The organism is Rhizobium anhuiense, assembly GCF_003985145.1.
GTDB classification, from domain to species: Bacteria; Pseudomonadota; Alphaproteobacteria; order Rhizobiales; family Rhizobiaceae; genus Rhizobium; species Rhizobium anhuiense.
On the sequence record NZ_ML133524.1, the window covers coordinates 188,797 to 215,363 of the forward strand.

A 26,567-nucleotide genomic window follows, 5' to 3' on the forward strand; every position below is an offset into this window, starting at 1 on the left:
GGGCGCCTTCCGGCGCCCCTGGCATGCTCACTATTTCCGGCAGGCGGCCGTCATGGCCGCGTCGCCTATACAGTCCGGCGAAGGCACGGTGACGCCGATCGCCCTTGCCGATTGTTGGTTCGGCGCAGGCGCGGCATCCGGCTTTGCGCTCGTCTGTGGCGCCTCGCCCGGCAGCGGCACGCGCGGGCCAATGGGCGCGGGCATAGGTGCTGCGCCTTGAGCCGGTTGCGAGGTCGGGGTCTTGCGAAGAGGCGTTGCCCGCGGCCGGCTGACAATCGCGGGCGCCGGCTCATAGCCGATCGGCATCGGACTGGCGCGATAACCGCCCTCGTCGGGATAGATCGGCGCGCCGCTGCGCCCGAGCGCACCATCGGCGGGCGGCGGATTGCCGTAAGGATTCCAGATCTCGCCGTCGAACGTGCCTGATACGGTGTAGCCGTAGACAATGCCGAGCAGCTGACGCTCGGTAGCACTCGCATCGCAGAGACGCAGACGCAGCTGGATCATGCCGAAATTGCGCGCCTGGGTATTGGCGGCGGCACTCGACCGGATCTGTTGCCAGGCATAGATGCAGGTGTCGCCTGCGCGGCTGCGGCCGGCGGCATAGCCGAAGGGCCCATAAGCGTTTTGCAGGAAGGTCGCCGAGGTCGCCATCGGCACACCGGGGGCCGAGCGGGCCACCTCGCGGGTAATGCCGCTCTCGTTGATCATGCTGAAGCCGGCATTGCCGGTGCCGGGATTGGCGCCGGAAGCGCCGAGGAACTGGACCTTGAGGAAATTCTGACCGGGCACGGCGGATGAGGTAAACAGCGAGATCGTCTGCTCGACGCCGTTGCCGCGCTTGCGCTCGACGACGCTGACGATCGACGGGCCGCCCGGCGGCGGCAGGACCAGCGCCTTTTCAGGCGCCACGGTTTCCGGCCCGGAAGGCTGATGCACACCGCCGGTCGACGTGCAGCCGGCCATCACGCCTGCCACGGCCATCAGCGATATCGTCTTCCGCAAACGCATGTTTCGAGCCGCCGCAATCGTCTTTTCAGATATCCATTCGCGAACCGAAACGCGACGGACCTTCGAATCAACGACCACCCGGCCGTTCATCCGACATAAACCGCCAGCATGGTTAATGAAGAGTAAAAAAGAACGAGCCGCTGATATCACCGGAGGGAATCACACTGGACGTTATTCGGACAGCTCAACCGTATGATGCACAAACCAGTTTCGCAACACCTCAACCGCTCTCATTGCGCGTGTCTCCGTCCGGCAAAAGTCAGTGGGGAACTATGCCGCATGGCCGGCGTTGCGTTGATGTCTGGGTAGGAAAAGGAGAATATCCCATGCGCAAGATCATGCTGGCTGCGGCCGCCATGCTGACCATCAGCTCCGCCGCCTTCGCGCAGAGCACCGTCATCGTCACCGATCCCGCACCGACCGGCTCCGTGGTATTGCCCGGCGAAGTGCGCACCTATGTGATGGAGCAAACCGCGCCGTCCGTCGTCTATGAAGGCGATATCGCAGTCGGCGCGACACTGCCCGATACCGTCGAAGTGCATACCGTGCCCAACGTCGACGGCTACGGCTACACCGTCGTCAACGAGCGGCGCGTGATCGTCGACCCGAAGACGCACCGCATAATCCAGGTCCTGGAATAATCTGATCTAACTGTGGACGTGCGGCCGTCTAGAACAGGATGTTTTTTGGGCCCGGCCAGCCTAAAATCTAAATCCTGTTCTAAATTAAGGAGTAGAACATGATGTCGTGCGAAAACCGCACACACTTTTCGGCATTATGATCTAGCGGCTTCACGTCCGCTCATCTTCCATCCTCACCGGCACATTCAGAAGTTCACGAATCTTGTGGGCGAGCTGCTCCAGGCTGAAGGGCTTGGCGAGCAGGGAAACGCCGTGATCGAGCACACCATTGTGGACGATGGCATTGCGGGTGTAGCCCGTCGTGTAGAGGATCCGGATCGCCGGCCATTTTTCCTGGACGACATCGGCAAGCTGGCGTCCGCTCATCTGCGGCATGACGATATCGGTGAAGATCAGGTCGACTGCCGCATTCTCCTCCAGAAGCAAAAGCGCCTCCATACCGCTTGCCGCCTGCAATACGGTGTAACCGAGTTCATGCAGGCTTTCTGCGGTCATGGTGCGGACGTTCTCATCATCCTCCACCACCAGGATCGTATCGTTGACGCTGCCCTGAGGAAGCGGCTGAGCGCCGGCGGCGCTCAAGCGGGCGTCCGTCGCGCCGACATGACGGGGAAGATAGATCTTCACCGTCGTGCCCCTGTCGATTTCCGAATAGATCTTGATGTGGCCGCCGCTCTGCTTGATGTAGCCGTAAACCTGGCTAAGGCCGAGACCGGTGCCCTTGCCGGGTCCCTTGGTCGTGTAGAACGGGTCGAAGGCGCGCTCGATCACCTCCGGCGACATGCCGGTGCCGGTATCGGTGATGCTGATCATCACATACTGGCCGGCCTCCACCTCCGAATGCATGCGCGAATAGCGCTCGTCGAGTTCGGTATTGGCGGTCTCGATCGTCAGATTTCCGCCGCCCGGCATGGCATCACGGGCGTTGACGGCCAGGTTCAGAATAGCGTTCTCGAGCTGGCTCAGATCGGCAAAGCTTGGCCAGAGGCCACCGGCGAGCACGGTCTCGATCCGGATCTGCTCGCCGAGCGTGCGCCGTAGCAGCTCGGACATGCCGCCGACCAGCTTGTTGAGGTCGATCACTTCAGGCGCGAGCGGCTGCTGGCGCGAGAAGGCGAGAAGGCGCGCGGTCAGAACGGCCGCCCTCTGCGCGCCGTCTTTGGCGTTCTGGATGGAATTCAGCAGCCGGGGATCCTCGTTGCCGGTCAGGCGCCGCTGGGCGAGATCGAGGTTACCGATGATGATCGCCAGCATGTTGTTGAAATCGTGAGCGACGCCGCCGGTCAGCTGTCCGATCGTCTCCATCTTCTGCAACTGGCGGACCTGCGCCTGAGCGGCAGCATTCTCTTCCATCTCGTGCCGGAGCTCGGCCGTGCGCTGGACCACCGTCTCTTCGAGGCGCGTGTTGAAGCTGTTGAGCTCGTTGCGAAGGCGGCTCTGCCGCTCATGGGCGATAATGATCATCTCCATCAGGCCGACGATGATCGCGGCATTGATGAGATAAGTGGAAAGACCGACCCATTGGCCGGCGCTGACCGGCCAGAAAATATTGTGCGGCTCGACGAAAAATTGCTGGACGATGAAAGCGGCAAGCATGGCCGCGACAAGGCCCGGCCCGGCGCCGCCGATGAAACTTGCGAGCAATATCGCCGGAAGGAAGCTCAGAAAGGGAAAGCCGGAGAGATAGTCGCTGGCGGCAAGCCTCAAAAGAAACGTCAGACCAACGAAGGCAACGGCAAGCGGGTAGGTAAAACCCGGCCTGTGACGCAGCCAATCCGTGGCACTCAGCAAATCCATCCGACACCCCTTCTTACAGCACCGCCATGTCTTTTCAGACGCGCAAAAGACGCTGTAACACTTTGGATTTCTGCATAATTTTATCCCGAAATCGATTCGGATTTCAGGAATTATGCAGCAAGTGGCCGTTGCGCGGCCGGCATCCCAGCTTTTGCACATCGAATTTCAACCGGCAATATGCTGTTTCTCACACTGCCGGGCACGACGTCTTGACGAGCCGTGCAAGCGGTCCACATAAACCATCATGCCTACGCATCGTGCTTTCCGAAAATCAGAATCGATTTTTGGAAAGCACGATGCGTAGGTTTAAAGTGTCGGAGCGTCCTTTGTGCATCCGAAAGGACGCACGGCGCTCTAGCAAGGGGGCAATGGGTGGACCGGATCATGAAAGACATATTCATCGTCGAAGACGACGCGCTGATTGCCATGCTGCTCGAGGACATGCTCGCCGATCTGGGTTACCGGGTCTGCGCCAGCGCGCCCGATCTGGAGCGGGCGCTGGCAACCGCCAGGGATACGGAGTTCGACGCTGCCATACTCGACGTCTCGCTGGCCGGGCAGAGTTCACTACCGGTCGCAAAGCTGCTCGACGAACGCGGCAAACCCTATCTCTACGCGACGGGATACGGCACCGCGCCTGATGGCAGCAGCCCCAGCACATTGCCCGTGCTGCAAAAACCCTTCCAGCTTAGCGAACTCGAACAGGCGATGAAGCGACTGACCGAAGCCTGAAGCGGTTCAGCGCACCTGGTCGAGCAGGCGCTTGCATTCCAGGAGATCGTAGAGCGCCTCCTGCAGTAGCGCCCTGTCTTCCTTGCCGACGCTCGACTTGCCGATCGAAACTTCCTGCTCGTCGTCTCCAGCGACGAAATTGAAGAATCGGCGGGTGATCGGCGGCTTGGCGCGGCCGACGATCTGATCTTCGTCGGCCATGCCGACGCGCGGTTCGCCGGCACCGGCATCCTGCACGCCCGAGGCAAGCGCCTCGACGCTGGCGAGATCGCCGTGGCCGACCGATATGACGAACTTGTTGCCGTTGGTCTTCAGAAGCTTCTGCACACCCTTGATCGTATAGCCGTGATCATAGAGCAGATGCCGGATGCCCTTGAGGAGATCCACGTCCTCCGGCCGGTAATAACGACGGCCGCCGCCGCGCTTCATCGGCTTTATCTGGGGAAAACGCGTTTCCCAGAAGCGCAGCACATGCTGCGGCAGATCAAGATCGTCTGCGACTTCGCTGATGGTGCGAAAGGCATCGGGGCTCTTGTCCAACGTCATACTGCTACGCGACCTCGCGGCTCGATCCAACGGCGACTCATCATATTTCAACGGTTTGGCGTCGACAATTCAAGTCATGTCTCGACGTTGCGCACAACGTTGGACAGTGCGAAAGCAAAAAACGCTGCTTAGAAACGGGAAGCCGATGATCAGGGAGCCGGATTCTGCGGCTTCAGCTTGATCTTGCGAGCGACATGCGCCTTGAGGATGCGCGTCTTCAACACGTTCGACGCCTTGAAGGTCATGACACGGCGCGGGGAAATCGGAACCTCCTCGCCGGTCTTCGGGTTGCGGCCGATCCGCTCGTTCTTGTCGCGCACCTGGAAAGTGGCAAAGGAGGAAAGCTTGACGGTTTCACCGCGCACGATCGCATTGCAGATCTCGTCGATGACGGTTTCGACGAGTTCGGCAGATTCGGTCCGGGAAAGCCCGACCTTTCGGAAAACGGATTCCGCCAGGTCTGCTCGCGTCACTGTTTTTCCGGTCATGGTTTCCCCGCCCACTACAAACTATTTTGTGAAATCGCACGAAGAGTATTTGTCTTGCGCCTTACGGTCAAGCTCTTGTTCGCCGCCAGTTTTTTAGGATTCCTGCCTACCAGCGCAGCAGAACGGCGCCCCAGGTAAAGCCGCCGCCCATCGCTTCGAGCATCACCAGGTCGCCCTTCTTGATGCGGCCGTCGCCGGCAGCGGTCGCCAGTGCGAGCGGGATCGAGGCGGCCGACGTGTTGCCGTGCAGGTCGACGGTTACGACGACTTTCGCCGCGTCGATGTTCAGCTTCTTCGCCGAACCATCGATGATGCGTCGATTGGCCTGGTGCGGCACCAGCCAGTCGAGATCATCGGCAGTGGTGCCGGTCGAATCGAAAGCCGCCTGAATGACATCGGTGATCATGCCGACGGCATATTTGAAGACCTCACGGCCTTCCATGCGCAGCTTGCCGACAGTGCCGGTCGTCGACGGTCCGCCATCGACATACAGCTTTTCCTTATGCGAGCCGTCGGAACGCAGATGCGCGGTCAGCACGCCGCGGTCGGCAACGGTGCCCTCGCCTTCGGTCGCTTCGAGTATGATCGCGCCGGCGCCATCGCCGAAAAGCACGCAGGTGGTGCGGTCGTTCCAGTCGAGAATGCGCGAAAAAGTTTCGGCGCCGATGACGAGAACACGCTTGGCAAGCCCGCCGCGGATATAGGCATCTGCTGTGGTGACCGCATAGACGAAACCGGTGCAGACGGCCTGGACGTCGAAGGCGAAGCCGTGGCTCATGCCGAGACGGTTCTGGATGTTGACCGACGTTGCCGGAAAGGTGTTGTCCGGCGTCGAGGTGGCGCAGATGATGAGATCGATGTCGGCGGGCGTCAGACCGCCATTGGCAAGGGCTGCACGCGCGGCGGCCTCGCCGAGCGACGCCGTCGTTTCGTCATCACCGGCGATATAACGCTGGCGGATGCCGGTGCGCTGGACGATCCATTCGTCGGATGTGTCGACGATCGCCTCCATGTCACCATTGGTCATCACGCGCTTCGGAAGTGCGGCTCCGAACCCGCGAACCACTGAACGGATCATATTTGACTGAACCCTATCGCTCATGCCGCTTCCGGGCCCATTGGGGGCAGCCGTTTGGCATGATATTTCTTAAGATCGTTTTCTATTTTCTGATTGAGGCCGTTCTTGGCCATGTCGTAGCCGACTTCGATGGCGGCTGCGATGCCTTCGGCATTCGCTCCGCCATGGCTCTTGATGACGATACCGTTCAGGCCGAGAAACACGCCGCCATTGACCTTGCTCGGATCGAGCTTCTCACGAAGCATGTCGAAGGCGCTTTTGGCAAAGAGGTAGCCGATGCGGGCGAGCAGCGTGCGCGACATGGCGGCACGCAGATATTCGCCGATCTGCTTGGCGGTGCCCTCGGCGGTCTTGAGTGCGATGTTGCCGGAGAATCCTTCGGTGACGACCACGTCGACCGTGCCCTTGCCAAGGTCGTTGCCCTCGACAAAGCCGGAATATTCGAGCGAATCGATATTGGCCTCGCGCAACAGCCGGCCGGCTTCCTTGACCTCCTCCTGGCCCTTCATCTCCTCGACACCGACGTTCAGAAGGCCGATCGTCGGGCGTTCGACTTCGAACAGCGCGCGCGCCATGGCGCCACCCATCAGGGCGAAATCCATCAGCTGCTGCGCATCGGCGCCGATCGTCGCACCGACGTCCAGGACGATGCTCTCACCCTTCAGCGTCGGCCAGATCGCAGCGATCGCCGGGCGCTCGATATTGGCCATGGTGCGCAGACAGAACTTCGCCATCGCCATCAGCGCCCCGGTATTGCCGGCTGAGACCGCGACATCGGCCTCCCCCGTCTTCACCGCCTCGATCGAACGCCACATGGTGGAGATATAGCGGCCGCGGCGCAGCGCCTGGCTCGGCTTCTCATCCATAGCAACGGCAAGTTCGCAATCGTGAAAGAGCGATTTTTCTTTGAGTTTCGGAAACTTGGCGAGAACCGGATCGCACTGTTCCTTGAGACCGTAGAAAACGAAGGAAATATCCGGATGCCGATCCAGCGCCTTGGCGGCGCCGGGGATGACAACCTGGGGACCAAAGTCGCCACCCATGAGGTCGAGAGATATTCTGATCACGCGTCCCTGATCCTTCTTTTCGCCGAGGGGCGAAATTTCGGCCAAAATACCGGTTTTGGCGTCGCTTACAACTGAATTGTGTCAAATGCCCGAGACGCTTCAGTCCTTTTTCCAGTCCTTGAGGACCGCGAAAGCGGAGGGTTTTTTATCGTCCTCGCCGCTATCCTCGATATGACCTGAGAATTCGATACCCTCCTTGCGCGGATAGGGATCAATCGCCAAAGCGGCGAATTCTGCAACCACCTCGCCGGCATCGATCGTATCGCCGACAAAGGTTTCGGGCAGATCGGGACCGTCGGGATCGAGCAGCATCTCGCCGGCGTCGCTGCCGGGCTGGCGCGCAAGCTTGGAGCCCTCCGGCACGAAGATCTGCTCGAAGCTCTCATCGATGGCGGATTCGACCGGTTCCAGCGTCACGACGCAGGACTGGACGATCTTCGCCTGCACGCGGCCCTTGATGCGCACGCCGTCGCGCTTCCAGCGGGCAATCTGCAGATCGGCGCTGAGATCGTCGACGGAAACGACGTTCCAGGTCTTGGCAAGCGCCGTGAGTTCGCTGGCGTCGGCCTCGACATGGACCTCGACGGGGTTGGCCGAAATATGGCCGACCTTGACATGATAGGAGAAGGGAACATCGTCCCGATCATTCTTCATCGTTTCCTCCTTCAGGCAACCGGTGGGCTGGCGACCGGCGGAAGCGTTGCCGAGCCGGTGGCGATCACCTCTTCGGCTAGAGCGGACAGATGCGCTTCCGCGGTGATCATCCATCCGGCGAGGCCGGACATATCGGCCGGCGCTTCGGTTTCGGGGTAGATATTGCGTTGAAGAGCAAGAGCCAGGGCTTCGGCATCGCCGGTGTCCATCGCCTTCGAATAGGCTTCGAGCCGGCCGTAAAACATGCCGGCAAGCTTCTTCATGCGCTTCGGCACGCTGTTGTCGCCGATGCCGAGCTCGCGGATCGAATAGTCGATATCCTGGAAGAAGGCGTCGACGATCTCCTGGGCGATCTCCTGACCGCTGGTGGCGGAAGCGCGCGTGCGGCGAAAAAACAGAATCATGGTGATCGACAGCATCTCGAAACGGCCCATGACCGTATCGGGCACATTGAGCTGCTCGTAGAGTTCCGGCATGCGCGCGGCCGCCGCCAAGGCCGCATATTGCCTGTCGACGATCGCCTGATTGTTGTTTTTCTTACGGAAGAGCCCGAAGATCATTGTTTTTTCCGGAAATGCCTCATTCTTCATGCCGGCTGGCGTCTGGCCTTGTTGCATGATTTCGAAAGCTGGTTTACCGAAGCAGGCGCGAATTGCAATGCTGATCGTGGCCAGTTTCGGGACAATGCCTTCAATGCGTCTACGAAGCGAATTCGGGACATTCGACTCGGAATGGCCACAATGGTTTTGCAGGAGGAAAGCGTGCAAGGCCCAAAATGGCTGCTATCGACACTCAAGGGAGTAGATGTCGTTGAAGAAACGGTATTTCAAGTCTGACATGAAATTCTTCAGCAGTGCGGCCATTGCCTTCATAATCGCCTCCACATCAGCTCTTTCCGGCTGCCAAACCAGCACCGTGCTCAACGGCGGTTATGTCGCCGACCAGCAGTCGCTGAACCTCGTTCCGGAGGGTTCAAGCCGCGAGCAGGTGCTGCTGTCGCTCGGCACCCCCTCGACGACGGCGACCTTCGACGGCGAAGTCTTCTATTATATCTCGCAGCGACGCACGCGTGCCGTCGCCTTCCAGAAGCTGAAGGTCGTCGACCAGAGCGTTCTGGCAATCTATTTCGACAAGGACAACGTCGTCAGCCGCCGTGCCAACTATACGCTGCAGGACGGCAAGGTGTTCGACACGATCGGACGCGTCACGCCGACCGGCGGCAAGGAACTCACCTTCCTGCAGCAGATGCTCTCCGGCGGCAGCGCCGCGAGTGCTGCCCGCAGCCTGTTCGGCGGCGGTGCGGGCGGTACGCCGCAGAACCCAAGCAGCCTGCGCTGATCGGACATACCTCATACGAAAAACCCGCCGGATCGCTCCGGCGGGTTTTTTAATGGTCTCTGATCTGTCTAGCCAGCAAGAACGGCGAGCAGCAGAAGTGCGACGATATTGGTGATCTTGATCGCCGGGTTGACGGCGGGGCCGGCGGTATCCTTGTAGGGATCGCCGACCGTATCGCCGGTGACGGAGGCCTTGTGCGCATCCGAACCCTTCATGTGACGCACGCCGTCCTTGTCGACGAAACCGTCCTCGAAGCTCTTCTTGGCATTGTCCCAGGCGCCACCGCCCGATGTCATCGAGATGGCGACGAAGAGGCCGTTGATGATGACGCCGAGCAGCGATGCGCCGAGCGCGGCAAAGGCGGAAGCCTTGGAGCCGGAGATGAGCAGCACGCCGAAATAGACGACGATCGGCGCCAGCACCGGCAGCAGCGACGGCACGATCATCTCGCGGATGGCGGCCTTGGTCAGAAGGTCGACGGCCCTGCCGTAATCCGGCTTTTCCGTGCCCTGCATGATGCCGGGCTTTTCCTTGAACTGACGGCGGACTTCCTCGACGATCGCGCCGGCCGCACGGCCGACGGCGGTCATGGCAATGCCGCCGAAGAGGTAGGGAACGAGACCTCCGAAGATCAATCCCGCCACGACGTAGGGGTTGGAAAGATCGAAGGAAATTTCGCCTATGCCCGCGAAATAAGGGAACTTGTCGCCATTCGCCGCAAAATATTTGAGGTCGTAGGAGTAGGCGGCGAAGAGAACCAGTGCGCCGAGACCGGCGGAACCGATGGCATAACCCTTGGTGACGGCTTTGGTCGTATTGCCGACAGCATCGAGCGCGTCGGTGGATTTGCGCACCTCCGGCGGCAGATGCGACATTTCGGCGATACCGCCGGCATTGTCCGTCACCGGTCCGAAGGCGTCGAGCGCGACGATCATCCCGGCAATGCCCAGCATCGCCGTGACCGCAATGCCGGTGCCGAACAGGCCGCCGAGCTGGTAGGTGGCGAGAATGCCGCCGACGATGACGATCGCCGGCAGTGCCGTCGATTCCAGCGAGACGGCCAGACCCTGGATGACGTTGGTGCCGTGACCGGTGACCGAGGCCTGGGCGATCGAAACGACCGGGCGCTTGCCGGTGCCTGTATAATATTCGGTGATCACCACGATCAGCGCGGTGACGACGAGGCCGATGACGCCGCAGAAGAAGAGGTGCGCGCCCGAGATATCGGCGCCGCCGACGGAGCCGATCGAGCCCCAGCCGATGGTCAGCGAGGTGGCAGCGCCGAGACCGACGATCGACAGCAGGCCGGTGACGATGAGGCCCTTGTAAAGAGCGCCCATGATCGAGCCGTTCGCACCGAGCTTGACGAAGAAGGTGCCGATGATCGAGGTGATGATGCAGGCACCGCAGATCGCCAGCGGATAGACCATCGCAGACTGGAGGATCGGCGCGCCGGCAAAGAAGATGGCGGCGAGAACCATGGTGGCGACGACCGAGACCGCATAGGTCTCGAAGAGGTCGGCGGCCATGCCGGCGCAGTCGCCGACATTGTCGCCGACATTATCGGCAATCGTTGCCGGGTTGCGCGGATCGTCTTCGGGAATGCCGGCTTCCACCTTGCCGACGAGGTCGCCGCCGACGTCGGCGCCCTTGGTGAAGATACCGCCACCGAGACGGGCGAAGATCGAGATCAGCGAAGCGCCGAAGCCGAGCGCCACCAGCGCATCGATGACTTCGCGCGAGCCGCTCTCATGGCCGAGCCCTATGGTCAAAATAGTGTAGTAGATGGAGACGCCGAGCAGCGCCAGACCGGCCACCAGCATGCCGGTGATCGCACCCGACTTGAAGGCGATGTCGAGGCCAGCGGAAAGGCTGATGGAGGCTGCCTGGGCGGTGCGCACATTGGCGCGGACGGAGACATGCATGCCGATGAAACCGGCAGCGCCTGATAGTACGGCGCCAATCAGGAAACCGATGGCGGCCGTGGCGGAAAGAAGCAGCCAGGCTGCGATGAAAACAACAACGCCGACAAGGGCAATGGTTCTGTACTGGCGCGTCAGATAGGCTTGAGCGCCTTCGCGGATGTAACCCGCGATCTCCTGCATGCGGCTATTGCCCTGATCGGCGGCAAGCACCGACCGGGTTGCCCAGGCGGCATAGACCACCGAGAGCAGACCGCATGCGATTACGCATAAAAGAATGGTCATTTCGCTCGTTCCTCCCATAGGCCGGAGATCACTCCTTCTCCGGCAGATACGCCGCCGAATCGCCTTCCTCTCCACAGAAATGCCACAGCTAAGCGGTGCGGAGATTGCGTGGTCGATCACGTTGCGTCAAGACCGCAACGGGCGAAAACCATTGCAGTGCGAAGAAAGACGCAGGGAGATTGTTTGGCGGCTAAGGAGTTATTTCTTCGCCTCGCCGCGGACCTGCTTGGCGATGCGGTCGAGCACGGCGTTGACAAGCTTCGGCTCGTCGTCGTCGAAGAAGGCCTGGGCGATCTCGACATATTCGGTGACGATGACCGCCACGGGAACGTCCTTGCGGTCGGTGATCTCGAAGACGCCGGCGCGCAGAATGGCGCGCACGGTGCTGTCGAGGCGCGACAAGGCCCAATCATCCTGCAGTGCCGCGGCAATCAGCGGATCGAGGCGGACCTGATCGCGCACGACGCCGGAGACGATGGAACGGAACCAGGCGGCATCGGCCTTCAGATAGGTCGCGCCGTCGAGTTCCTGGCCAAGACGGTGCGCCTCGTATTCGGCGACGATTTCCAGAACGCCGGTGCCGCCGACATCCATTTGATAAAGTGCCTGAACGGCAGCAAGACGGGCAGCGCCCCGCTGGTTTGCAGTCTTGACCGGCCGTTCCGTCTTGTCGTCGTTCATTCGTTATGCACCCAGTTTCTGCTTCAGCTCGATCATCGTCAGAGCTGCACGAGCGGCAAATCCGCCCTTATCCTTATCCGAGCGGCGCGCGCGCGCCCATGCCTGTTCATCGTTTTCGACGGTCAGGATGCCGTTGCCGATGGCAAGGGACTCGCTGACCGCAAGATCCATCAAGGCGCGCGAGGATTCGTTCGACACGATATCGAAGTGATAGGTCTCGCCGCGAATGACCATGCCGAGGGCGACATAGCCGTCATAATGCGTGCCGCCATTGTCGTCTCCATCGAGCGACATGGCAATCGCCGCCGGAATTTCCAGTGCGCCGGGAACGGTGACCACCTCGAAGGTGGCGCCGGCTTCTTGCAATGCGAAAGTCGCGCCTTCGAGCAGGGCGTCGGCCATGTCGTCGTAGAAGCGGGCCTCAACGATCAAAATATGGGGAGCGGTCTCTCTCGGCATGGTTCACCTTCGGTTGGCGGGACATTTCCCACTCGGCAGCCCGCGGTCAAAACATGCCTTCGTCCGAATGGCAAGCAATTTCGCCCGATGCCCCAATGCCAAAGAAGAAATATCTGCAAGGGGATAGCCGCGTCCTGCCTGCACTGCTGGGCAAGCCTTTCAAATCAGCTTTCCCGGATGCCTTGAAAACGGCAATTCGAAGGCGGTTTTCATGAACAATTCTTAATGGATTTTCAGTGGCTTAACCCATTGAATCGCGAAGAGGGCAACGCCAATTCCATGTCGTGACGCAGACGATCCCCTGCAACGACAGTCGACCGTCAAAGCAGATGAAAGGATACCATCATGAACCGCGTTGTCACCATCACCCTCGCCGCAGCCCTCTCCTCGCTCGCATTTGCCGGCGTCAGCCGGGCCGAAAGCCTTGGAATGAACACGGCCCAGGGCATCGAACAGACACTCCGGACCTTCCACGGCAATGATTTCAATGTCGAGCAGGTCCATAACTGGCGCAATCTCGACGACGAAACGACCGGTCCGCGCTCGGCGCCGGAACGCTCCGGTCAGGCCGTTCGCGGCATCCAGGCCTCGATCGACGCCAACAGATCGCTGGCCCACCGGCTCAACAATGAAGGCGTCGACGTCCGCAACATCGTCAACGCCGAGCAGGCAGCCGACGGAAGCTTGACCTTCTACGTCCGCTGACGCTCCAGCGCATACCCCCGAGATCGGAATCGATCTTCGGGGGTATGCGTGGGTTGAAGTGATCGAGCGTCCCTAGCGTGTTCCATTCCATGCGCGGCCGCTCACAGCATGGGCGGCGGTCTCCTCTCCGCCCATGCCGGGGATTTCCGAGATAGGCATTGAATTTTCCGGCGCGATGATAGTTTCTCTTCCTGGAACAGGAGAACATCATGGCGATGGAACCGAAGGCGGTGATCAATACCGCCGATCTCAAGCTCGACCATTGGAAACAGGGCGAGTTCTATGAAAGCGTCGACACCTCGTTCGGCACGCTTCTCGGCCTCGCCGGACTCGGCGTCAGCTACAACGAGGTACCGCCAGGCAAGTCGGGCTGTCCCTTCCACAATCATCATGTCGAAGACGAACTCTTCCATATAATCGCAGGCACCGGCGAATACCGCTTCGGCGACGCGCGCCATCCGATCAGGGCGGGCGACGTGCTCGGCGCGCCGGCTGGCGGGCCGGAAACGGCGCACCAAATCATCAACACCGGCACGACGACGCTTGTCTATCTCGGCATCTCGACGATGGCGAAGACCGAGATCGTCGAATATCCCGATTCCGGAAAGTTCCTTGCCAAGACCAACAGGGACGGCACAAAAGCCGGGCGCTTCCGCCACATCGGACGGCCGGAAGGTGATCTCGATTATTGGGACGGCGAGCCCGGCGCCTGAGGGCGCGATTTCCATAAGGACCTGATGTGACCGACATTCCGACCTTCGAAACGGCGCGGCTGACGCTGCGCCCTCACCGCCTCGACGATTTCGAGGCGCATGCGGCATTATGGGCAAACGAGGACGTCGTTCGCTTCATCACCGGCGTGCCATCGACGCGCGAGCAGAGCTGGAGCCGCATGCTGCGCCTCGCCGGCATGTGGCATCATATGGGCTTCGGCTTTCTGGCGATCATCGAAAAAGAGAGCGGCCGGTTCATCGGCGAAGCGGGCTTCCTCGAAGCCCGCCGCGAGATGGAACCGTCGATCGAAGGGACGATGGAAGTCGGCTGGGCGCTGATGCCCTTAGCACACGGCCGCGGTTATGCCACCGAGGCGCTGGCAATCCTGATCGGCTGGGCGGAGGCGCATTTCCCAGGAAAACCAATGAGCTGCATCATCAGCCCCGAGAATGAGGCTTCGTTGCGGGTGGCAGCCAAGCTCGGTTTTCGCGAGACGGCGCGGACGCAATACAATGGCGAGATTATTCAGTTTTCGCGGTAGCGGCCCCTCATCCGCCTGCCGGCACCTTCTCCCCGTAAACGGGGCGAAGGGAATATGCGGCGACCTCTCCGTCCTTCGCCGGCGTCTCGCATGGCACGTCCCCTCGCCCCGCTTTTACGGGGGTCCGAAGGACAGGGCGAGACGAGTGGCTCGACCCCGGCAGGTTAGGGTGAGGGGCACATTTCAGGCTGAGGCGCTGGGGAATTCGGCCAGCCGGGCGGCGTAACGCGCCATGGTATCGACCTCGAAATTGACGAAATCGCCGGCCTTGCGGTCGCCCCATGTGGTGACTTCGAGCGTATGGCGGATGAGCAGCACGTCGAAATCCGTGCCGTCGACCGCATTGACCGTCAGCGAGGTGCCGTCGAGTGCGATCGAACCCTTGGGGGCGACGAATTTTGCGAGGTGTTCGGGCGCACGCAGGCGGTAGCGCGTGGCGTCACCCTCCGATGTCACCGAGAGGATTTCCGCCTTGCCGTCGACATGGCCGGAAACGATATGGCCGCCGAGCTCGTCGCCGATCTTCAGCGACCGTTCGAGATTGATGCGGCTGCCTTCCCGCCAGGTGCTGATCGTCGTCAGCCGGAGCGCCTCCTCCCAGGCCTCGACCTCGTACCAGCGGCCGTTGCTGCCTTCGGCCGGCAGGGCGGTGACGGTCAGGCAGATGCCGGCATGCGAGATCGAGGCGCCCATGTCGATGGTCGCGGGATCATAGGCGGTCGCGACCCGCAAGCGGATGCCTTCTTTCAGCGGGGAAACGGATTCGACCGTGCCGACATCGGTGACTATTCCGGTGAACATCAAAACCCTCTTTCATATTCGTCCAGGCGATCTTCGCCGAACATCCGCGTGCCCCTATGGGCAAAACCCGATGGTATGTCGGTTGCATCAAGCGGCGATTCAATACCGCGCTGGCCGATAACTACAGGCGCCTGATAAAGCTGGATACGGTCGACGAGGCCAGCCTCGAGGAAAAGCCGCGCCGTCTTTGCGCCGCCCTCGACCAGAAGCGAGGAAATACCGCGTGTTGCGAGTGCCGGCAGCAGGATTTCCGGATGGTAAGGATTGCAATAGACGATCTCGACGCCGGCGGCTTCGAGTGCGGCGCGGCGCGAGTCCATGTCGGTAGCGTCTGTGGGTGGGGTACCGCCTTCTGCCCTGCCGGAGTACCGGGGCCGAGCCACAGGTCTCGACCCGTCCTTCGGACCCCCCACAGGTGGGGAGGTGTCCGGCAGGATAGAGGGGGGTAGCCCCTCCGCATCCGCCGACAAAGGCCACACTTCCTCACTCGCCACCACGATGACAGGCACGTCCCGCGCCGTCAGGGCGAGCTTGCTGGTCAGCGGCAATGCCAGGGTGGGATCGAGAACGATGCGGATCGGGGACTGGGCTTCGAGACCTGGTGTTCGCACCGTCAGCAGCGGATCGTCCGCAATCGCCGTGCCGATGCCGACGAGGATCGCATCGGTTTCGGCGCGCAGCGCATGCACCTGCGCGCGGGCGAGCGGGCCGGTGATTGCCACCTGTCCCTCCCCCTGACGGCCGACCATGCCGTCGGCGGAAACGGCAAGCTTGAGAGTCACATAGGGCCGGTTCTTCGTCTGGCGGGTGAGATAGGCGGCAAGCGAACGCCGGCCCTCTTCCTCCAGAGCACCGGCATCCACCTGTATGCCGGCTTCACGCAGCATGGCGATGCCGCGGCCCGAGACACGCGGATCTGGATCGGTGACGCTGATGACGACGCGGCCAACGCCAGAGGCGATCAGCGCCTCGGAACAGGGCGGCGTCTTGCCGTGATGCGAGCAAGGTTCGAGCGTCACATAGGCGGTGGCGCCGCGGGCGAGCGCGCCGGCTTCAGCCAGCGCCTGCGTCTCGGCATGCGGGCGGCCCCCGAGCGCCGTCACCGCCCGGCCGACGATGACGCCATCCCTGACGATCACGCATCCGACGGAGGGGTTGGTAGCGGTGCGGCCGAGATGCCAGCGCGACAGGCGGATCGCCGCCGCCATGAAACGTTCGTCATGCGGCGTGATGCTCATGGCTCACCTGTCCAGCGGGTCGCGGGCAATCTTGGCGTTGATTTCCGAAATGACCTTTTCGAAATCCTCGGCAAGCGAGAAATCCCGATAGACCGAGGCGTAGCGCACGAAGCCGACATCATCGAGGCTCTTCATCGCCTCCAGCACCTGCAGGCCGATCTGCTCGGAAGAGATCTCGGTCTCGCCGGAGCTTTCAAGCCGGCGGACGATGCCGGAGACGGCGCGCTCGATGCGATCCCGCTCGACCGGGCGCTTGCGTAGCGCCACCTCGAAAGAGCGCACCAACTTGTCGCGGTCGAATGGCACCTTGCGGCCGGTCTTCTTGATGACCATCAGCTCGCGCAGCTGCACGCGCTCGAAGGTGGTGAAGCGACCGCCGCAATCCGGACAGATGCGCCGCCGGCGGATGGAGGTGTTGTCCTCCGCCGGGCGCGAATCCTTGACCTGAGTATCTTCCGAACCGCAATAGGGGCAGCGCATCCCTACTCCTTATCCCATGTAGCCATACATGGGGAAGCGGTCGGTGAGATTGACCACCTTGCCGCGCACGGCGGCTTCGACGGCGGCATTGCCTTCATCGGAATTGGCGACCTTCAGGCCGTCGAGAACCTCGACAATGAGATTGCCGATTTCGCGGAATTCCGCTTCCTTGAAGCCACGGGTGGTGCCGGCCGGTGCGCCCAGGCGCACACCCGAGGTGACGAAGGGCTTTTCCGGATCGAAGGGAATGCCATTCTTGTTGCAGGTGACGTAGGCACGGCCGAGCGCTGCCTCGGCGCGCTTGCCGGTGGCGTTCTTCTTGCGCAGGTCGACCAGCATCAGGTGGTTGTCGGTGCCGCCGGAGACGACGTCGAGGCCGCCTGATATCAGCGTTTCAGCGAGCGCCTTGGCATTCTTGACGACCTGAGCGGCATAATCCTTGAATTCCGGCTGCAGTGCCTCGCCGAAGGCAACGGCCTTGGCGGCGATGATGTGCATCAGCGGACCACCCTGCAGGCCGGGGAAAACGGCCGAATTGAACTTCTTGGCCAGATCCTCGTCATTGGTGAGGATGACGCCGCCGCGCGGGCCGCGCAGCGACTTGTGGGTCGTCGTCGTCGCGACATGGCAATGCGGGAACGGCGACGGATGAACGCCACCGGCGACGAGGCCGGCAATATGGGCCATGTCGACCATCAGATAGGCGCCGACGCTGTCGGCGATCTCGCGGAAGCGCTTCCAGTCCCAGATGCGGGAATAGGCAGTGCCGCCGGCGATGATGAGCTTCGGCTTGGTTTCTTCGGCCTTGCGGGCGACCTCATCCATGTCGAGCAGGTTATCGCCTTCGCGCACGCCGTAGGAAACGACGTTGAACCATTTGCCGGACATGTTGACCGGCGAACCATGCGTGAGATGGCCGCCCGAATTCAGGTCGAGACCCATGAAAGTGTCGCCGGGCTGCAGAAGCGCCAGGAACACCGCCTGGTTCATCTGCGAACCGGAATTCGGCTGGACGTTGGCGAAATTGACGCCGAACAGCTTCTTGGCGCGCTCGATCGCCAGTTCCTCGGCGATATCGACGAACTGGCAGCCGCCGTAATAACGCTTGCCGGGATAACCCTCGGCATATTTGTTGGTCATGATGGAGCCCTGGGCTTCCAACACGGCGCGGGAGACGATGTTCTCAGAAGCGATCAGTTCGATCTCGTGCCGTTGGCGACCGAGTTCCTTTCCGATCGCGCTGAAAATGTCCGGATCGACGTCCGCAAGCGAGCGATTGAAGAAGGATTCGGTGGAAGCATTGGTCATGGGCGGGCTCCTCAACTGGAATGCGCTGAGGTATTAGCCTTCCGCTGTGGCAAGGGCAATACGAAGAACGACATTTGCTGAGCAAAGCGCGCGCTCACGCTCTTTTCCGGCCGCGCCGCGCCGATGCCCGGCGGCCATTTTATGGAGAGCCCCTCCCGGCATAAAAAAACCGCGCCCGAAAGCGCGGTTCTCAAATTGCGATGCAGAGCTTGCCGCTTACTGAACCGGCTGTTCCATGCCAGCCGTGGTGTCGAGCGCCAGCTCGGCATTGCCGTCCATCTGATAGATGTCGTCACGGAACTGGACGATGCCGTCGGGCATGCCCCAGGCAGAGATATAGACGAAGTAAACCGGAACTTCCGCCGCGAGTTTGATCGGCGTGTTGACGCCGGTGGCGATCACCTGCTCCATCTGCTGGCGGCTCCAGCCGGGGGTCTCGCGCAGCAGCCAGTTGGTCAGGTCGCGCACGTTCTGCACGCGGACGCAGCCCGAGGATTCGAAGCGCATCAGCTTGTTGAACAGGCCCTGCTGCGGCGTGTCGTGCATATACTCGCCGTTCTTGTTGTAGAAGTTGATCTTCGTCGACGCCATGGCGTTGATCTTGCCGGGGTCCTGTCGGAACATCAGGTTCGGCGCCTCGCCGTTCCAGTCGACGGTTTCGGGGGCGACTTCGTTGCCCTTGCCGTCGATCAGGCGGATGGCGTTCTTTTCGAGATAGGTCGGATCCTTGCGCATCAGCGGCATGATGTCCTTCTCGACGATCGAGCGCGGCGCCGTCCAGTAAGGATTGAGGATGACCTCGTAGATCTTCGAATTGACCAGATGCGTCGGGCGGCTCAAGCGGCCGACGACCGCGGTGTGACGCGTCGCGACACTGCCGTCTTCGACGGCCTCGACATAGGCCGCCGGAATATTGACCATCAGGTGACGGCGGCCCAAGTCCTCGGGGAAGGTCTGCAGACGGACGACATTGGTGTTCAGCTGCTGCAGGCGAACATCGGCGGGGATGTTCATCGCCTTCAGGGTGAATTCGCCGAGAACGCCATCGGCCGGCAGTCCGTGACGCGCCTGGAAGCGCTTGACGGCGCCGTCGACATAGGAATCGAAGGCGTTGGACAGGCCGGCCTCGCGCGGCAGATCGCCGGTGATCGCGAGACGCTGGCGCAGCGCCTGGACGGCGGGAGAGCTGACGCCGAGCTGCAGGCGCTGGTCACCGGGATTGACCTCGGGCCAGCCGCCGGCTGCGGCGATCTGCTGATACTGCATGATTGCCTGCTGGGCGCTCGCGACCGATTGGGGCCCGAGGATCGGCGTGTTGGAAACCATGGCGGTCGCCGTGCGCGACGCCGCCTTGGCGTCGAACTGGTCGTCCCAGTTGCCGCGGCGCGGCGCGTTGATCAGCGTATCGAGCGCCGATTGCGCAAATGCCGGCGCCGCGATCGCGCTGGCGCCAACCGTTGCCGCGGACGCAAGGAAAGCGCGGCGAGAGAGAGCTTCAATTCCGTTTTTCTTCGACATAGTCCCAACCACTCAATGCCGCCATAAGAACAAGCCGCGGCTCTTTGCGAAATCACTGCGCTTTAACGCAGATCCCTGTCCATTCGTTGTCCCGGCGTATCAAAAAACTCCGCCTCCCCCATCACAAGATTGCGATGAGAAAGCCTGAACTCTGATCGGTCCATTGAAAGCGCCGGTTGTTAAGCCTTCCGCTGCCACACCAATATGGCCAATTCGTGTTGCCAGGTCGGCAGAAGGACTGTCGGCTGCCGGGAACACGACGCAACGAACCATATGACGGGGTAAACCGTGCCGGTTAATAACGGCTAAAAAACGGCTTGAATACCGGGCTTTGCGCTTGTCTGCCCTGCGTTGCAAAGATGCCACGCGGATCAAACGGCAAATCGGACGTGCAGGGAACACGTCCGATTTTCTGCAACCCTGAAAGGAGGTCCGGGTTTTAGAGACGATAGAGGATCTGATCGTTCCAGAAACGGTCCAGACGCTGGAGCAGCTTGTTCATCTGGGTGAACTCGTCGGTGCCGATGCCGCCGACCTTGTCGATCGAGGCGATGTGGCGTTCGTAGAGCTTGGCCACCGTTTCGGCGATGTCCTGGCCGGTTTCGGTCAGGCTGATGCGGACCGAGCGGCGGTCGATGCGCGAGCGCTGGTGGTTGATGAAGCCGAGATCGACCAGCTTCTTGACGTTGTAGGAAACGTTGGAGCCGAGATAGTAGCCACGCGAGCGCAGCTCGCCGGCGGTCAGTTCGGAATTGCCGATGTTGAAAAGGAGCAGCGCCTGGATGGCGTTGACGTCGCTGCGACCCTGACGGTCGAATTCGTCCTTGATGACATCGAGAAGACGACGGTGCAGACGTTCAACGAGATGAAGGGATTCCATGTAAAGATCACGGATGTCATGATCCTGCTGGTCACGGAAGGTCGATACCGCCTGCGGCTTGATTTTCGTATTCATATTGACTGCCTCACTGTTTGTTTGGCGGTGTGTTTTCTTCCCGCCTTGAGTGAGACCCTATCGAATACATATAAAATTCGACTTAAACCGCAGGCTTAACGGAGCCTTACCGGTAACTCCACGTTGTCTCAGGGTAAATCAACGCTTACCTGGCGGCGATGCCGGCGCTTTTCCAGCCACAACAGCAGGCGGAAAATCCAGTAAACGACGGCGACCAAGACATGCAGCAGGATGATCAGCTGGTTGGGGCCGAAAATATCCGGCAGCAGGCCATACATCAGGATCTGCCCGCCGGCAGCGAGCACCCAGATCACCGGTCCCCAGGAAACGGTGAGCCAGAGACCGAGGGAGGCAACGGGGAAAAGCACCGCGAGACTGGTGCTCGCTACCTTCCACGGCAGGCTCAAAAGATCGAAGCGGCCGGCGCCGACCAGCGAATAGCCGACGAGCATCGCCCAATATTGCAGGCCGAACCAGAAGCAGGAGACGGCAACCAGCCTCAGGAAGAGAATGAAGAGGATATCCGCCAGCGTGCGTTTCGGTATCGTCGGGGAATCGGTTTCCATAGTGCAGACATCGGTTTGGGGTTGCATCTTCACAAAGGCGCCCGCGCATCTGACAAGACGGGCTGAGGACGCTCTATCACATTGCGTTGGCGCATAACCCTGAAAATCGACTCCAAATTTCGCGGTTATGCGCCGGAGGTTTTCCGCCGCGGCCAATCGTCCGGTTTGGATTTTCCGGGCGCCATGATAATGAGCGCTCGGATAAATGGAATGGGCTTGGGACAGATATCATGCAGGACAGGACTCATCTCGTCGACGAGATCACCGGCCATCGCCGCATGCGGCGCAACCGCAAGGCGGATTGGACACGCCGGCTGGTGCAGGAGAACCGGCTGACGGTCGACGACCTGATCTGGCCGATCTTCATCGTCCCGGGTTCCGGCATCGTCGATCCGATCCCGGCCATGCCCGGCGTCAACCGGATGAGCATCGACAAAGCCGTGGAAGCCGCGCGTGAAGCGGCCGGCCTCGGCATTCCGGCACTTGCCACCTTTCCGAATATCGAGATGGAATTGCGCGACGAGACCGGCTCGAACAGCCTCGAAGCCCACAATCTGATCAACCAGGCGACGGCAGCGATCAAGAAGGCGGTGCCCAATATCGGCGTCATCACCGACGTCGCGCTCGATCCCTTCACCAGCCACGGCCATGACGGTATTCTGAGAGACGGCGAAATCGTCAATGACGAAACGGTCGACCAGGTGGCGCGCGCCGCCGTGATGCAGGCGGATGCCGGCGCCGACATCATCGCACCATCGGAGATGATGGATGGGCGTATCGGCGCGATCCGCATGGCGCTCGATGCGGCCGGCCACCAGAACGTCGGCATCATGAGCTATGCGACGAAATTCGCCTCCGCCTTCTACGGTCCCTATCGCGAGGCGATCTCGACGGGCGGGCTGCTGAAAGGCGACAAGAAGACCTATTATCTCGACCCCGCCAACGGCACCGAGGCAGTCCGCGACGCGGCCCTCGACGTCGAGGAAGGCGCCGACATGCTGATGGTCAAGCCCGGCCTGCCCTATCTCGATATCTGCTGGCGGATAAAGGAGGCCTTCGGCTTGCCGACCTTCGCCTACCAGGTTTCCGGCGAATATACGCAGATCAAGGCTGCGGCGATGAACGGCTGGATCGACGGCGAGCGGGCGATGCTCGAAACGCTGCTGTCGTTCAAGCGGGCAGGATGCGACGGCATCCTCACCTATTTCGCGGTCGAGGTGGCGAAGATTCTCGCGAAGCGGTGATTTCAAGCAGATTGGCGATTTGGGGGCAGATTATTGCATTTTGCCCGGCCGATACCATATCAGCGGCATCGTTTTTCCGCAGGAGATTGAGATGAGCTACAACCCCAATCCGCTTTATGCCGCACCGGAGGACTGGCGCGCCTATAGCGGCGTGTTGAGCCGCCGTGTCCTCGCCTTCATCCTCGATTACGTCATCGTGGCGCTGCTCTGCATTCCCGCGGCGATCGTACTGTTCTTCCTGTCGATCGTCACGCTGGGGCTCGGCTTCTTTCTCTACCCTGCCCTCTTCGTCATCGTCGCCGGCATTTATTTCGGCCTGACGGTGGGCGGACCGAGCCAGGCCTCGCTCGGCATGCGCGCCATGGGAATCGCAATCGTGCGCGTCGATGGGCGGCCGATGGATTTCATGACGGCGATCGTGCATCTGGCGCTGTTCTGGATCCTCAACTCGGTGCTGACGCCGCTCATCCTGCTGGCCGGCCTGTTCATCGAGCGCAGCCGTCTCGTCCACGACCTGCTGGTCGGCACGGCAACGGTGCGCACAGCCTGAGACCCTGGCTCAAAGCCTCATTGCACCTTTGGGCTTTTTTGGAGGGCGGAGACGAAATAAAGTCTCCGCCTTGCCTTTGCCGGGAACTTCGGACGCTCCATATCTAAAATTAGAAGACTGAAATGAAGGGCGAAACCCGCCCCGCTGTTGACGTTTTCTATTCTTAGGTCATGCTGTCTGAAAACGGCACTGTCTCGACAAGGAAATTTCCGCGACAAATGAATACGCAGACCACGCCATCCCCGCAGTTTTATCTGACGGCTCCGGCTGCGTGTCCATATTTGCCGCATGAGATGGAGCGCAAGGTGTTCACCCATCTGGTCGGGCCGCGTGCCGCCGAGATGAACGACATCCTGACGCAGGGCGGTTTCCGCCGCTCGCAGAACATCGCCTACCGCCCGGCCTGCGAATCCTGTCGCGCCTGCGTTTCCGTGCGCATTCTCGCCCAGGAATTCGAGCCGACGAAATCGATGAAGCGGGTGCTTGCCGCCAATTCCGACGTCATGGCCACTGAATTCCCCGCCCAGCCTTCCAGCGAGCAATATTCGCTCTTCCGGCGTTATCTCGATTTTCGCCACCAGCAGGGCGGCATGTCCGACATGACCGTGCTCGACTATGCGATCATGGTGGAAGACACGCATGTGAATACGAGAATCATCGAATACCGCCGGCGCGAGGAAGGCTCCGGACTGGAGCAGCGGCCGAAGGGCGAGCTGCTTGCCGCAGCGCTGACCGATACGATGAGCGACGGGCTGTCGATGGTCTATTCCTATTTCAATCCGGCGCTCGATCGGCGTTCGCTCGGCACCTTCATGATTCTCGACCATATCAGGCGCACGAAAGCGCTGGGACTGCCGCATGTCTATCTCGGCTACTGGGTTCAAGGGTCGCGGAAAATGGACTACAAGACGCGCTTCCAGCCGCAGGAGCATCTGACGCCGCGCGGCTGGGAACGCTTCGATCCCGCCTCCATGCCCGAAAGCACCCACGATTAGAGCCTTTCCTGGTCAGCTTGAAGCATTCTGTTGGCTCAAACGGAGTCGGATGGTCGACCGGCCGGCGCGCGTCGTAGCCCAGCTCTACGGCCAAGCCGGCCGGTCGATCAGCCGGCCCGTTTCAGCCAACCCGAAGGGCCGGGCATCTTTCCGCCAGGATCAGAGGCGATCGGCTCGACCGTACCAAGAGGTATGCCCTTCGCCAATCGCCTCTGCCCTGACGAAAACCTGCTCCGGCAGAATGCTTCAAGCTGACCAGGAAAGGCTCTAAATGTTCCCCACCGCTCTTTCCGATCATCGGAAGGGTCTGCTGCTGACGGCGATCGGCGGGCTGGCGCTTTCGATGGATATCCCGCTCGTCCGTCTTGGCGATGGCGACATCTGGTCGATCCTGGGAATACGAAGCGCAGCAACGATTCTTGCGACGCTCGTCATCCTTGGAGCAATGCGCCTTGCCTCGGGCAAATGGCCGGTCCTCATTCCTGGGCGAGCAGGCCTATTCGCCGGCCTGCTTTACGGCCTCTCCTCCCTCACCTTCGTGCTTTCAGTCTTCAATACGGCCACAGCCAATGTCGTCTTCATCGTCGCCTTCAACCCGATGTTCGCTGCCCTGCTTTCCTGGATCTTCCTGAAGGAGAAGCCGCAGGCCGCGACGCTGATCGCCATGCTGTTCATGATCTTCGGCGTCGGGCTGATCGTGCGCGAGGGGCTTGCGAGCGGCCATATTTTTGGCGACGCCATGGCGCTTCTCAGCGCGCTTATTCTTGCCGCAGCCATCACCATCGGACGTGGCTCGCGCCGGGAAATGGGCTTCGTGCCGCTGCTTGCCGCCATCCTGCCGGCCGCCCTCGGCCTCGCGCAAGCTCTGCCCTTGGGATTTTCCATCGCCCATCCCGGCTGGATCCTCTTGAATGGCGCCATCATGATGCCGGTCGCCTTCTGGTGCCTTGCAACGGGGCCGCGTTATCTTTCCGCGCCTGAAGTCGGCATGTTCTATCTGCTGGAAACCGTGCTCGCGCCGATCTGGGTTTGGCTGATCTTCGCCGAAACGCCGGCGACGATGACGCTGGTCGGCGGCGGCATCCTGGTGACGGCGATCGCCGGGCATTGCTTCTGGATGGTGCGGGAGAAGAGCATCAGGCAACCAGCGGAATAGGACGTTGCCGCCGGATCGGACCATGTTGTAACTCCGTTATTACAGGGGATAAAATGATGAAGGGCACAATCCGCAAGGTCGGCAATTCCGAGGGCGTTATTATCCCTAAAGAGGTACTGCAGCGGCTGGGCTTGAGCAGCGGTGGGACAGCCTCGAATTGCGAGAGGTCGAGGGTAATATTCGGCTCGTGCCGGAATCGGCGGACCTTGCCGAGCAAGTGCGGGCAGCCCGCATCGGCATGGAAAAATATCGAGTGGCGCTCCGCGAATCCGCCAGGCGATTGAAAATATGCATGACGAGCAGATCGCCGAGCACGGCGGTCTGTCTGGCCTGCGGGATGCCAACGCATTGGAAACCAGTTTGGCACGGCCGCTCGACAAGGCGGCACATGGCGAAACCGATATCTTCGTATTCGCCGCAGCCTATCTCTACGCCATTGTTAGAAACCACCCATTCAAGGATGGAAACAAGCGTACCGGCTATCTCGCGGCGTTTACGTTTCTCTATATCAACCGCTATGTCATCAACGCCGATAACGCGCAGGTCATTGCATTTATACTCGACGTCGCCGCCGGCGTGATCGACGAGGAAGGCGCGACCCGCGTCCTTCGGGATTTCAGCATAGCGCTCAACCCGTCGCCTTGAACTGCTGCTGCTCCAGTTCCCTGCCAAGCCCCTCGATCACATGCGCCCAGCCTTGCCGGGTCTTTTCCTCATGTTCGGCCCATTCGGCGCACATTTCGTGGGTCAACGTCAGGCGGCTGCCGCCGCCGAGAGGCTCGATCTCGATTTCGACGCGGTCGCAATTGTGATCATGCTCCTCGACGGAGAAGCTGAAGACCATACGTCGTGGGCGCTTCAGTTCCAGGAAGACTCCCTGGTGGAAGGCGTCGCCGGTCGGGCGGCGGTCGACGACGAAGAAACGGCCGCCGACATGCGGATCGATATCGGCGCGGATGACGTGACCGTCATCGGTCGCGAACAGGAAGCGGCGGGCGATTTCGGGGTTAAGCCAGGCGTCGTAGACGACGGCGGGCGGGGCCCTATAGGTGTGGCTGACATGCACTTTAATGGTGCTGGCGGGCATCAATTTTCCT

At 61.1% G+C, this 26,567-nt stretch carries 30 protein-coding genes and 1 pseudogene; 12 read left to right on the top strand and 19 right to left on the bottom strand.

The window, feature by feature from the left end:
- Positions 1 to 30: 30 nt before the first annotated feature.
- Positions 31 to 1,011 (bottom strand): cellulose biosynthesis protein BcsN, encoded by a 981-nt coding sequence (bcsN, locus tag EEQ99_RS14190; protein WP_097543049.1) that lies wholly within the window; start codon positions 1,009 to 1,011, stop codon positions 31 to 33.
- A gap of 326 nt (positions 1,012 to 1,337) precedes the next feature.
- On the opposite strand from bcsN, the gene EEQ99_RS14195 reads away from it, so the two are divergent.
- A complete protein-coding gene (locus EEQ99_RS14195; RefSeq protein WP_097543003.1) occupies positions 1,338 to 1,652 on the top strand; it encodes a DUF1236 domain-containing protein in 315 nt (104 codons plus the stop codon).
- 150 nt (positions 1,653 to 1,802) lie between these two features.
- Here the strand turns inward: EEQ99_RS14195 and EEQ99_RS14200 are convergent, their stop codons facing one another.
- Positions 1,803 to 3,449, bottom strand: a complete 1,647-nt coding sequence (locus tag EEQ99_RS14200; RefSeq protein WP_047616423.1) for an ATP-binding protein — start codon at positions 3,447 to 3,449, stop codon at positions 1,803 to 1,805.
- A 384-nt stretch (positions 3,450 to 3,833) separates the two neighbouring features.
- On the opposite strand from EEQ99_RS14200, the gene EEQ99_RS14205 reads away from it, so the two are divergent.
- Positions 3,834 to 4,181 carry a response regulator gene (locus EEQ99_RS14205; RefSeq protein WP_018447482.1) on the top strand — a complete coding sequence of 116 codons (348 nt, stop codon included), beginning with the start codon at positions 3,834 to 3,836 and terminating at the stop codon, positions 4,179 to 4,181.
- A gap of 6 nt (positions 4,182 to 4,187) precedes the next feature.
- Here the strand turns inward: EEQ99_RS14205 and EEQ99_RS14210 are convergent, their stop codons facing one another.
- The 6 genes from EEQ99_RS14210 to EEQ99_RS14235 form a co-directional block, all read right to left on the bottom strand.
- Entirely contained in the window at positions 4,188 to 4,727 is a 540-nt protein-coding gene (locus tag EEQ99_RS14210) for a MerR family transcriptional regulator (protein WP_047616421.1), read from the bottom strand.
- Between the two features lie 149 nt (positions 4,728 to 4,876).
- Entirely contained in the window at positions 4,877 to 5,215 is a 339-nt protein-coding gene (locus EEQ99_RS14215) for an integration host factor subunit alpha (protein ID WP_047616420.1), read from the bottom strand.
- Positions 5,216 to 5,321: 106 nt separating this feature from the next.
- Positions 5,322 to 6,293 carry a beta-ketoacyl-ACP synthase III gene (locus EEQ99_RS14220; protein WP_047616630.1) on the bottom strand — a complete coding sequence of 324 codons (972 nt, stop codon included), beginning with the start codon at positions 6,291 to 6,293 and terminating at the stop codon, positions 5,322 to 5,324.
- Between the two features lie 20 nt (positions 6,294 to 6,313).
- The gene (gene plsX, locus EEQ99_RS14225; protein WP_047616628.1) at positions 6,314 to 7,360 is read right to left on the bottom strand and encodes a phosphate acyltransferase PlsX; all 1,047 of its coding nucleotides are present in this window, start codon (positions 7,358 to 7,360) and stop codon (positions 6,314 to 6,316) included.
- 99 nt (positions 7,361 to 7,459) lie between these two features.
- Positions 7,460 to 8,014: a YceD family protein gene (locus EEQ99_RS14230; RefSeq protein WP_047616418.1), complete on the bottom strand. Its 555-nt coding sequence runs from the start codon at positions 8,012 to 8,014 to the stop codon at positions 7,460 to 7,462.
- Between the two features lie 11 nt (positions 8,015 to 8,025).
- Positions 8,026 to 8,631, bottom strand: a complete 606-nt coding sequence (locus tag EEQ99_RS14235) for a ubiquinol-cytochrome C chaperone family protein (RefSeq protein ID WP_052213390.1) — start codon at positions 8,629 to 8,631, stop codon at positions 8,026 to 8,028.
- A 187-nt stretch (positions 8,632 to 8,818) separates the two neighbouring features.
- Between EEQ99_RS14235 and EEQ99_RS14240 the strand changes: the two genes are divergently transcribed.
- Positions 8,819 to 9,352 (top strand): outer membrane protein assembly factor BamE, encoded by a 534-nt coding sequence (locus EEQ99_RS14240; RefSeq protein WP_047616416.1) that lies wholly within the window; start codon positions 8,819 to 8,821, stop codon positions 9,350 to 9,352.
- 68 nt (positions 9,353 to 9,420) lie between these two features.
- Here the strand turns inward: EEQ99_RS14240 and EEQ99_RS14245 are convergent, their stop codons facing one another.
- From EEQ99_RS14245 to ribH, 3 genes are all read right to left on the bottom strand, one after another.
- Positions 9,421 to 11,559 carry a sodium-translocating pyrophosphatase gene (locus EEQ99_RS14245; RefSeq protein WP_047616414.1) on the bottom strand — a complete coding sequence of 713 codons (2,139 nt, stop codon included), beginning with the start codon at positions 11,557 to 11,559 and terminating at the stop codon, positions 9,421 to 9,423.
- 198 nt (positions 11,560 to 11,757) lie between these two features.
- Positions 11,758 to 12,240, bottom strand: coding sequence for a transcription antitermination factor NusB (gene nusB, locus EEQ99_RS14250; RefSeq protein ID WP_018241520.1), 483 nt, complete (start codon positions 12,238 to 12,240; stop codon positions 11,758 to 11,760).
- A 3-nt stretch (positions 12,241 to 12,243) separates the two neighbouring features.
- Positions 12,244 to 12,699 (bottom strand): 6,7-dimethyl-8-ribityllumazine synthase, encoded by a 456-nt coding sequence (ribH, locus tag EEQ99_RS14255; protein WP_004674116.1) that lies wholly within the window; start codon positions 12,697 to 12,699, stop codon positions 12,244 to 12,246.
- A gap of 345 nt (positions 12,700 to 13,044) precedes the next feature.
- On the opposite strand from ribH, the gene EEQ99_RS14260 reads away from it, so the two are divergent.
- The 3 genes from EEQ99_RS14260 (at position 13,045) to EEQ99_RS14270 (ending at position 14,659) form a co-directional block, all read left to right on the top strand.
- The gene (locus EEQ99_RS14260) at positions 13,045 to 13,404 is read left to right on the top strand and encodes a hypothetical protein (protein ID WP_047616410.1); all 360 of its coding nucleotides are present in this window, start codon (positions 13,045 to 13,047) and stop codon (positions 13,402 to 13,404) included.
- A gap of 209 nt (positions 13,405 to 13,613) precedes the next feature.
- Entirely contained in the window at positions 13,614 to 14,117 is a 504-nt protein-coding gene (locus tag EEQ99_RS14265) for a cupin domain-containing protein (RefSeq protein WP_097543002.1), read from the top strand.
- A 26-nt stretch (positions 14,118 to 14,143) separates the two neighbouring features.
- Positions 14,144 to 14,659 (top strand): GNAT family N-acetyltransferase, encoded by a 516-nt coding sequence (locus EEQ99_RS14270; protein WP_097543001.1) that lies wholly within the window; start codon positions 14,144 to 14,146, stop codon positions 14,657 to 14,659.
- Positions 14,660 to 14,842: 183 nt separating this feature from the next.
- Here the strand turns inward: EEQ99_RS14270 and EEQ99_RS14275 are convergent, their stop codons facing one another.
- The 7 genes from EEQ99_RS14275 to EEQ99_RS14305 all read right to left on the bottom strand — a co-directional run bounded on the left by EEQ99_RS14275 (position 14,843) and on the right by EEQ99_RS14305 (position 21,525).
- Positions 14,843 to 15,460 carry a riboflavin synthase gene (locus tag EEQ99_RS14275; RefSeq protein WP_097543000.1) on the bottom strand — a complete coding sequence of 206 codons (618 nt, stop codon included), beginning with the start codon at positions 15,458 to 15,460 and terminating at the stop codon, positions 14,843 to 14,845.
- Positions 15,460 to 16,698, bottom strand: coding sequence for a bifunctional diaminohydroxyphosphoribosylaminopyrimidine deaminase/5-amino-6-(5-phosphoribosylamino)uracil reductase RibD (gene ribD, locus EEQ99_RS14280; protein WP_097631047.1), 1,239 nt, complete (start codon positions 16,696 to 16,698; stop codon positions 15,460 to 15,462). Before ribD ends, EEQ99_RS14275 begins: the two co-directional genes overlap by 1 nt.
- Positions 16,699 to 16,701: 3 nt before the next feature.
- Positions 16,702 to 17,178 (bottom strand): transcriptional regulator NrdR, encoded by a 477-nt coding sequence (gene nrdR / locus EEQ99_RS14285; protein WP_003547190.1) that lies wholly within the window; start codon positions 17,176 to 17,178, stop codon positions 16,702 to 16,704.
- 9 nt (positions 17,179 to 17,187) lie between these two features.
- On the bottom strand, positions 17,188 to 18,486 hold the full coding sequence (glyA, locus tag EEQ99_RS14290; RefSeq protein ID WP_018447470.1) for a serine hydroxymethyltransferase: 1,299 nt from the start codon (positions 18,484 to 18,486) through the stop codon (positions 17,188 to 17,190).
- 216 nt (positions 18,487 to 18,702) lie between these two features.
- The gene (locus tag EEQ99_RS14295; protein ID WP_047616400.1) at positions 18,703 to 20,004 is read right to left on the bottom strand and encodes a L,D-transpeptidase family protein; all 1,302 of its coding nucleotides are present in this window, start codon (positions 20,002 to 20,004) and stop codon (positions 18,703 to 18,705) included.
- 439 nt (positions 20,005 to 20,443) lie between these two features.
- On the bottom strand, positions 20,444 to 20,959 hold the full coding sequence (ldtR, locus tag EEQ99_RS14300) for a transcriptional regulator LdtR (protein ID WP_003547156.1): 516 nt from the start codon (positions 20,957 to 20,959) through the stop codon (positions 20,444 to 20,446).
- Between the two features lie 128 nt (positions 20,960 to 21,087).
- The gene (locus tag EEQ99_RS14305) at positions 21,088 to 21,525 is read right to left on the bottom strand and encodes a DUF6163 family protein (protein WP_047616398.1); all 438 of its coding nucleotides are present in this window, start codon (positions 21,523 to 21,525) and stop codon (positions 21,088 to 21,090) included.
- 230 nt (positions 21,526 to 21,755) lie between these two features.
- On the opposite strand from EEQ99_RS14305, the gene hemB reads away from it, so the two are divergent.
- The 6 genes and pseudogenes from hemB to EEQ99_RS14345 all read left to right on the top strand — a co-directional run bounded on the left by hemB (position 21,756) and on the right by EEQ99_RS14345 (position 26,115).
- Entirely contained in the window at positions 21,756 to 22,769 is a 1,014-nt protein-coding gene (hemB, locus tag EEQ99_RS14310) for a porphobilinogen synthase (protein ID WP_127430643.1), read from the top strand.
- A 91-nt stretch (positions 22,770 to 22,860) separates the two neighbouring features.
- On the top strand, positions 22,861 to 23,319 hold the full coding sequence (locus tag EEQ99_RS14315; protein WP_047616624.1) for an RDD family protein: 459 nt from the start codon (positions 22,861 to 22,863) through the stop codon (positions 23,317 to 23,319).
- Between the two features lie 218 nt (positions 23,320 to 23,537).
- On the top strand, positions 23,538 to 24,314 hold the full coding sequence (locus tag EEQ99_RS14320) for an arginyltransferase (RefSeq protein WP_063474272.1): 777 nt from the start codon (positions 23,538 to 23,540) through the stop codon (positions 24,312 to 24,314).
- 271 nt (positions 24,315 to 24,585) lie between these two features.
- Positions 24,586 to 25,470 (top strand): DMT family transporter, encoded by an 885-nt coding sequence (locus EEQ99_RS14335; protein ID WP_097542996.1) that lies wholly within the window; start codon positions 24,586 to 24,588, stop codon positions 25,468 to 25,470.
- A gap of 56 nt (positions 25,471 to 25,526) precedes the next feature.
- Positions 25,527 to 25,747, top strand: a pseudogene (locus EEQ99_RS35135) (AbrB/MazE/SpoVT family DNA-binding domain-containing protein); the annotation flags it as partial.
- Between the two features lie 11 nt (positions 25,748 to 25,758).
- Positions 25,759 to 26,115, top strand: a complete 357-nt coding sequence (locus EEQ99_RS14345; RefSeq protein ID WP_127430644.1) for a type II toxin-antitoxin system death-on-curing family toxin — start codon at positions 25,759 to 25,761, stop codon at positions 26,113 to 26,115.
- On the opposite strand, the gene EEQ99_RS14350 is transcribed toward EEQ99_RS14345, so the two are convergent.
- Positions 26,099 to 26,557: an SRPBCC family protein gene (locus tag EEQ99_RS14350; RefSeq protein ID WP_047616391.1), complete on the bottom strand. Its 459-nt coding sequence runs from the start codon at positions 26,555 to 26,557 to the stop codon at positions 26,099 to 26,101. The two genes, EEQ99_RS14345 and EEQ99_RS14350, sit on opposite strands and share 17 nt — an antisense overlap.
- Positions 26,558 to 26,567 lie beyond the last annotated feature (10 nt).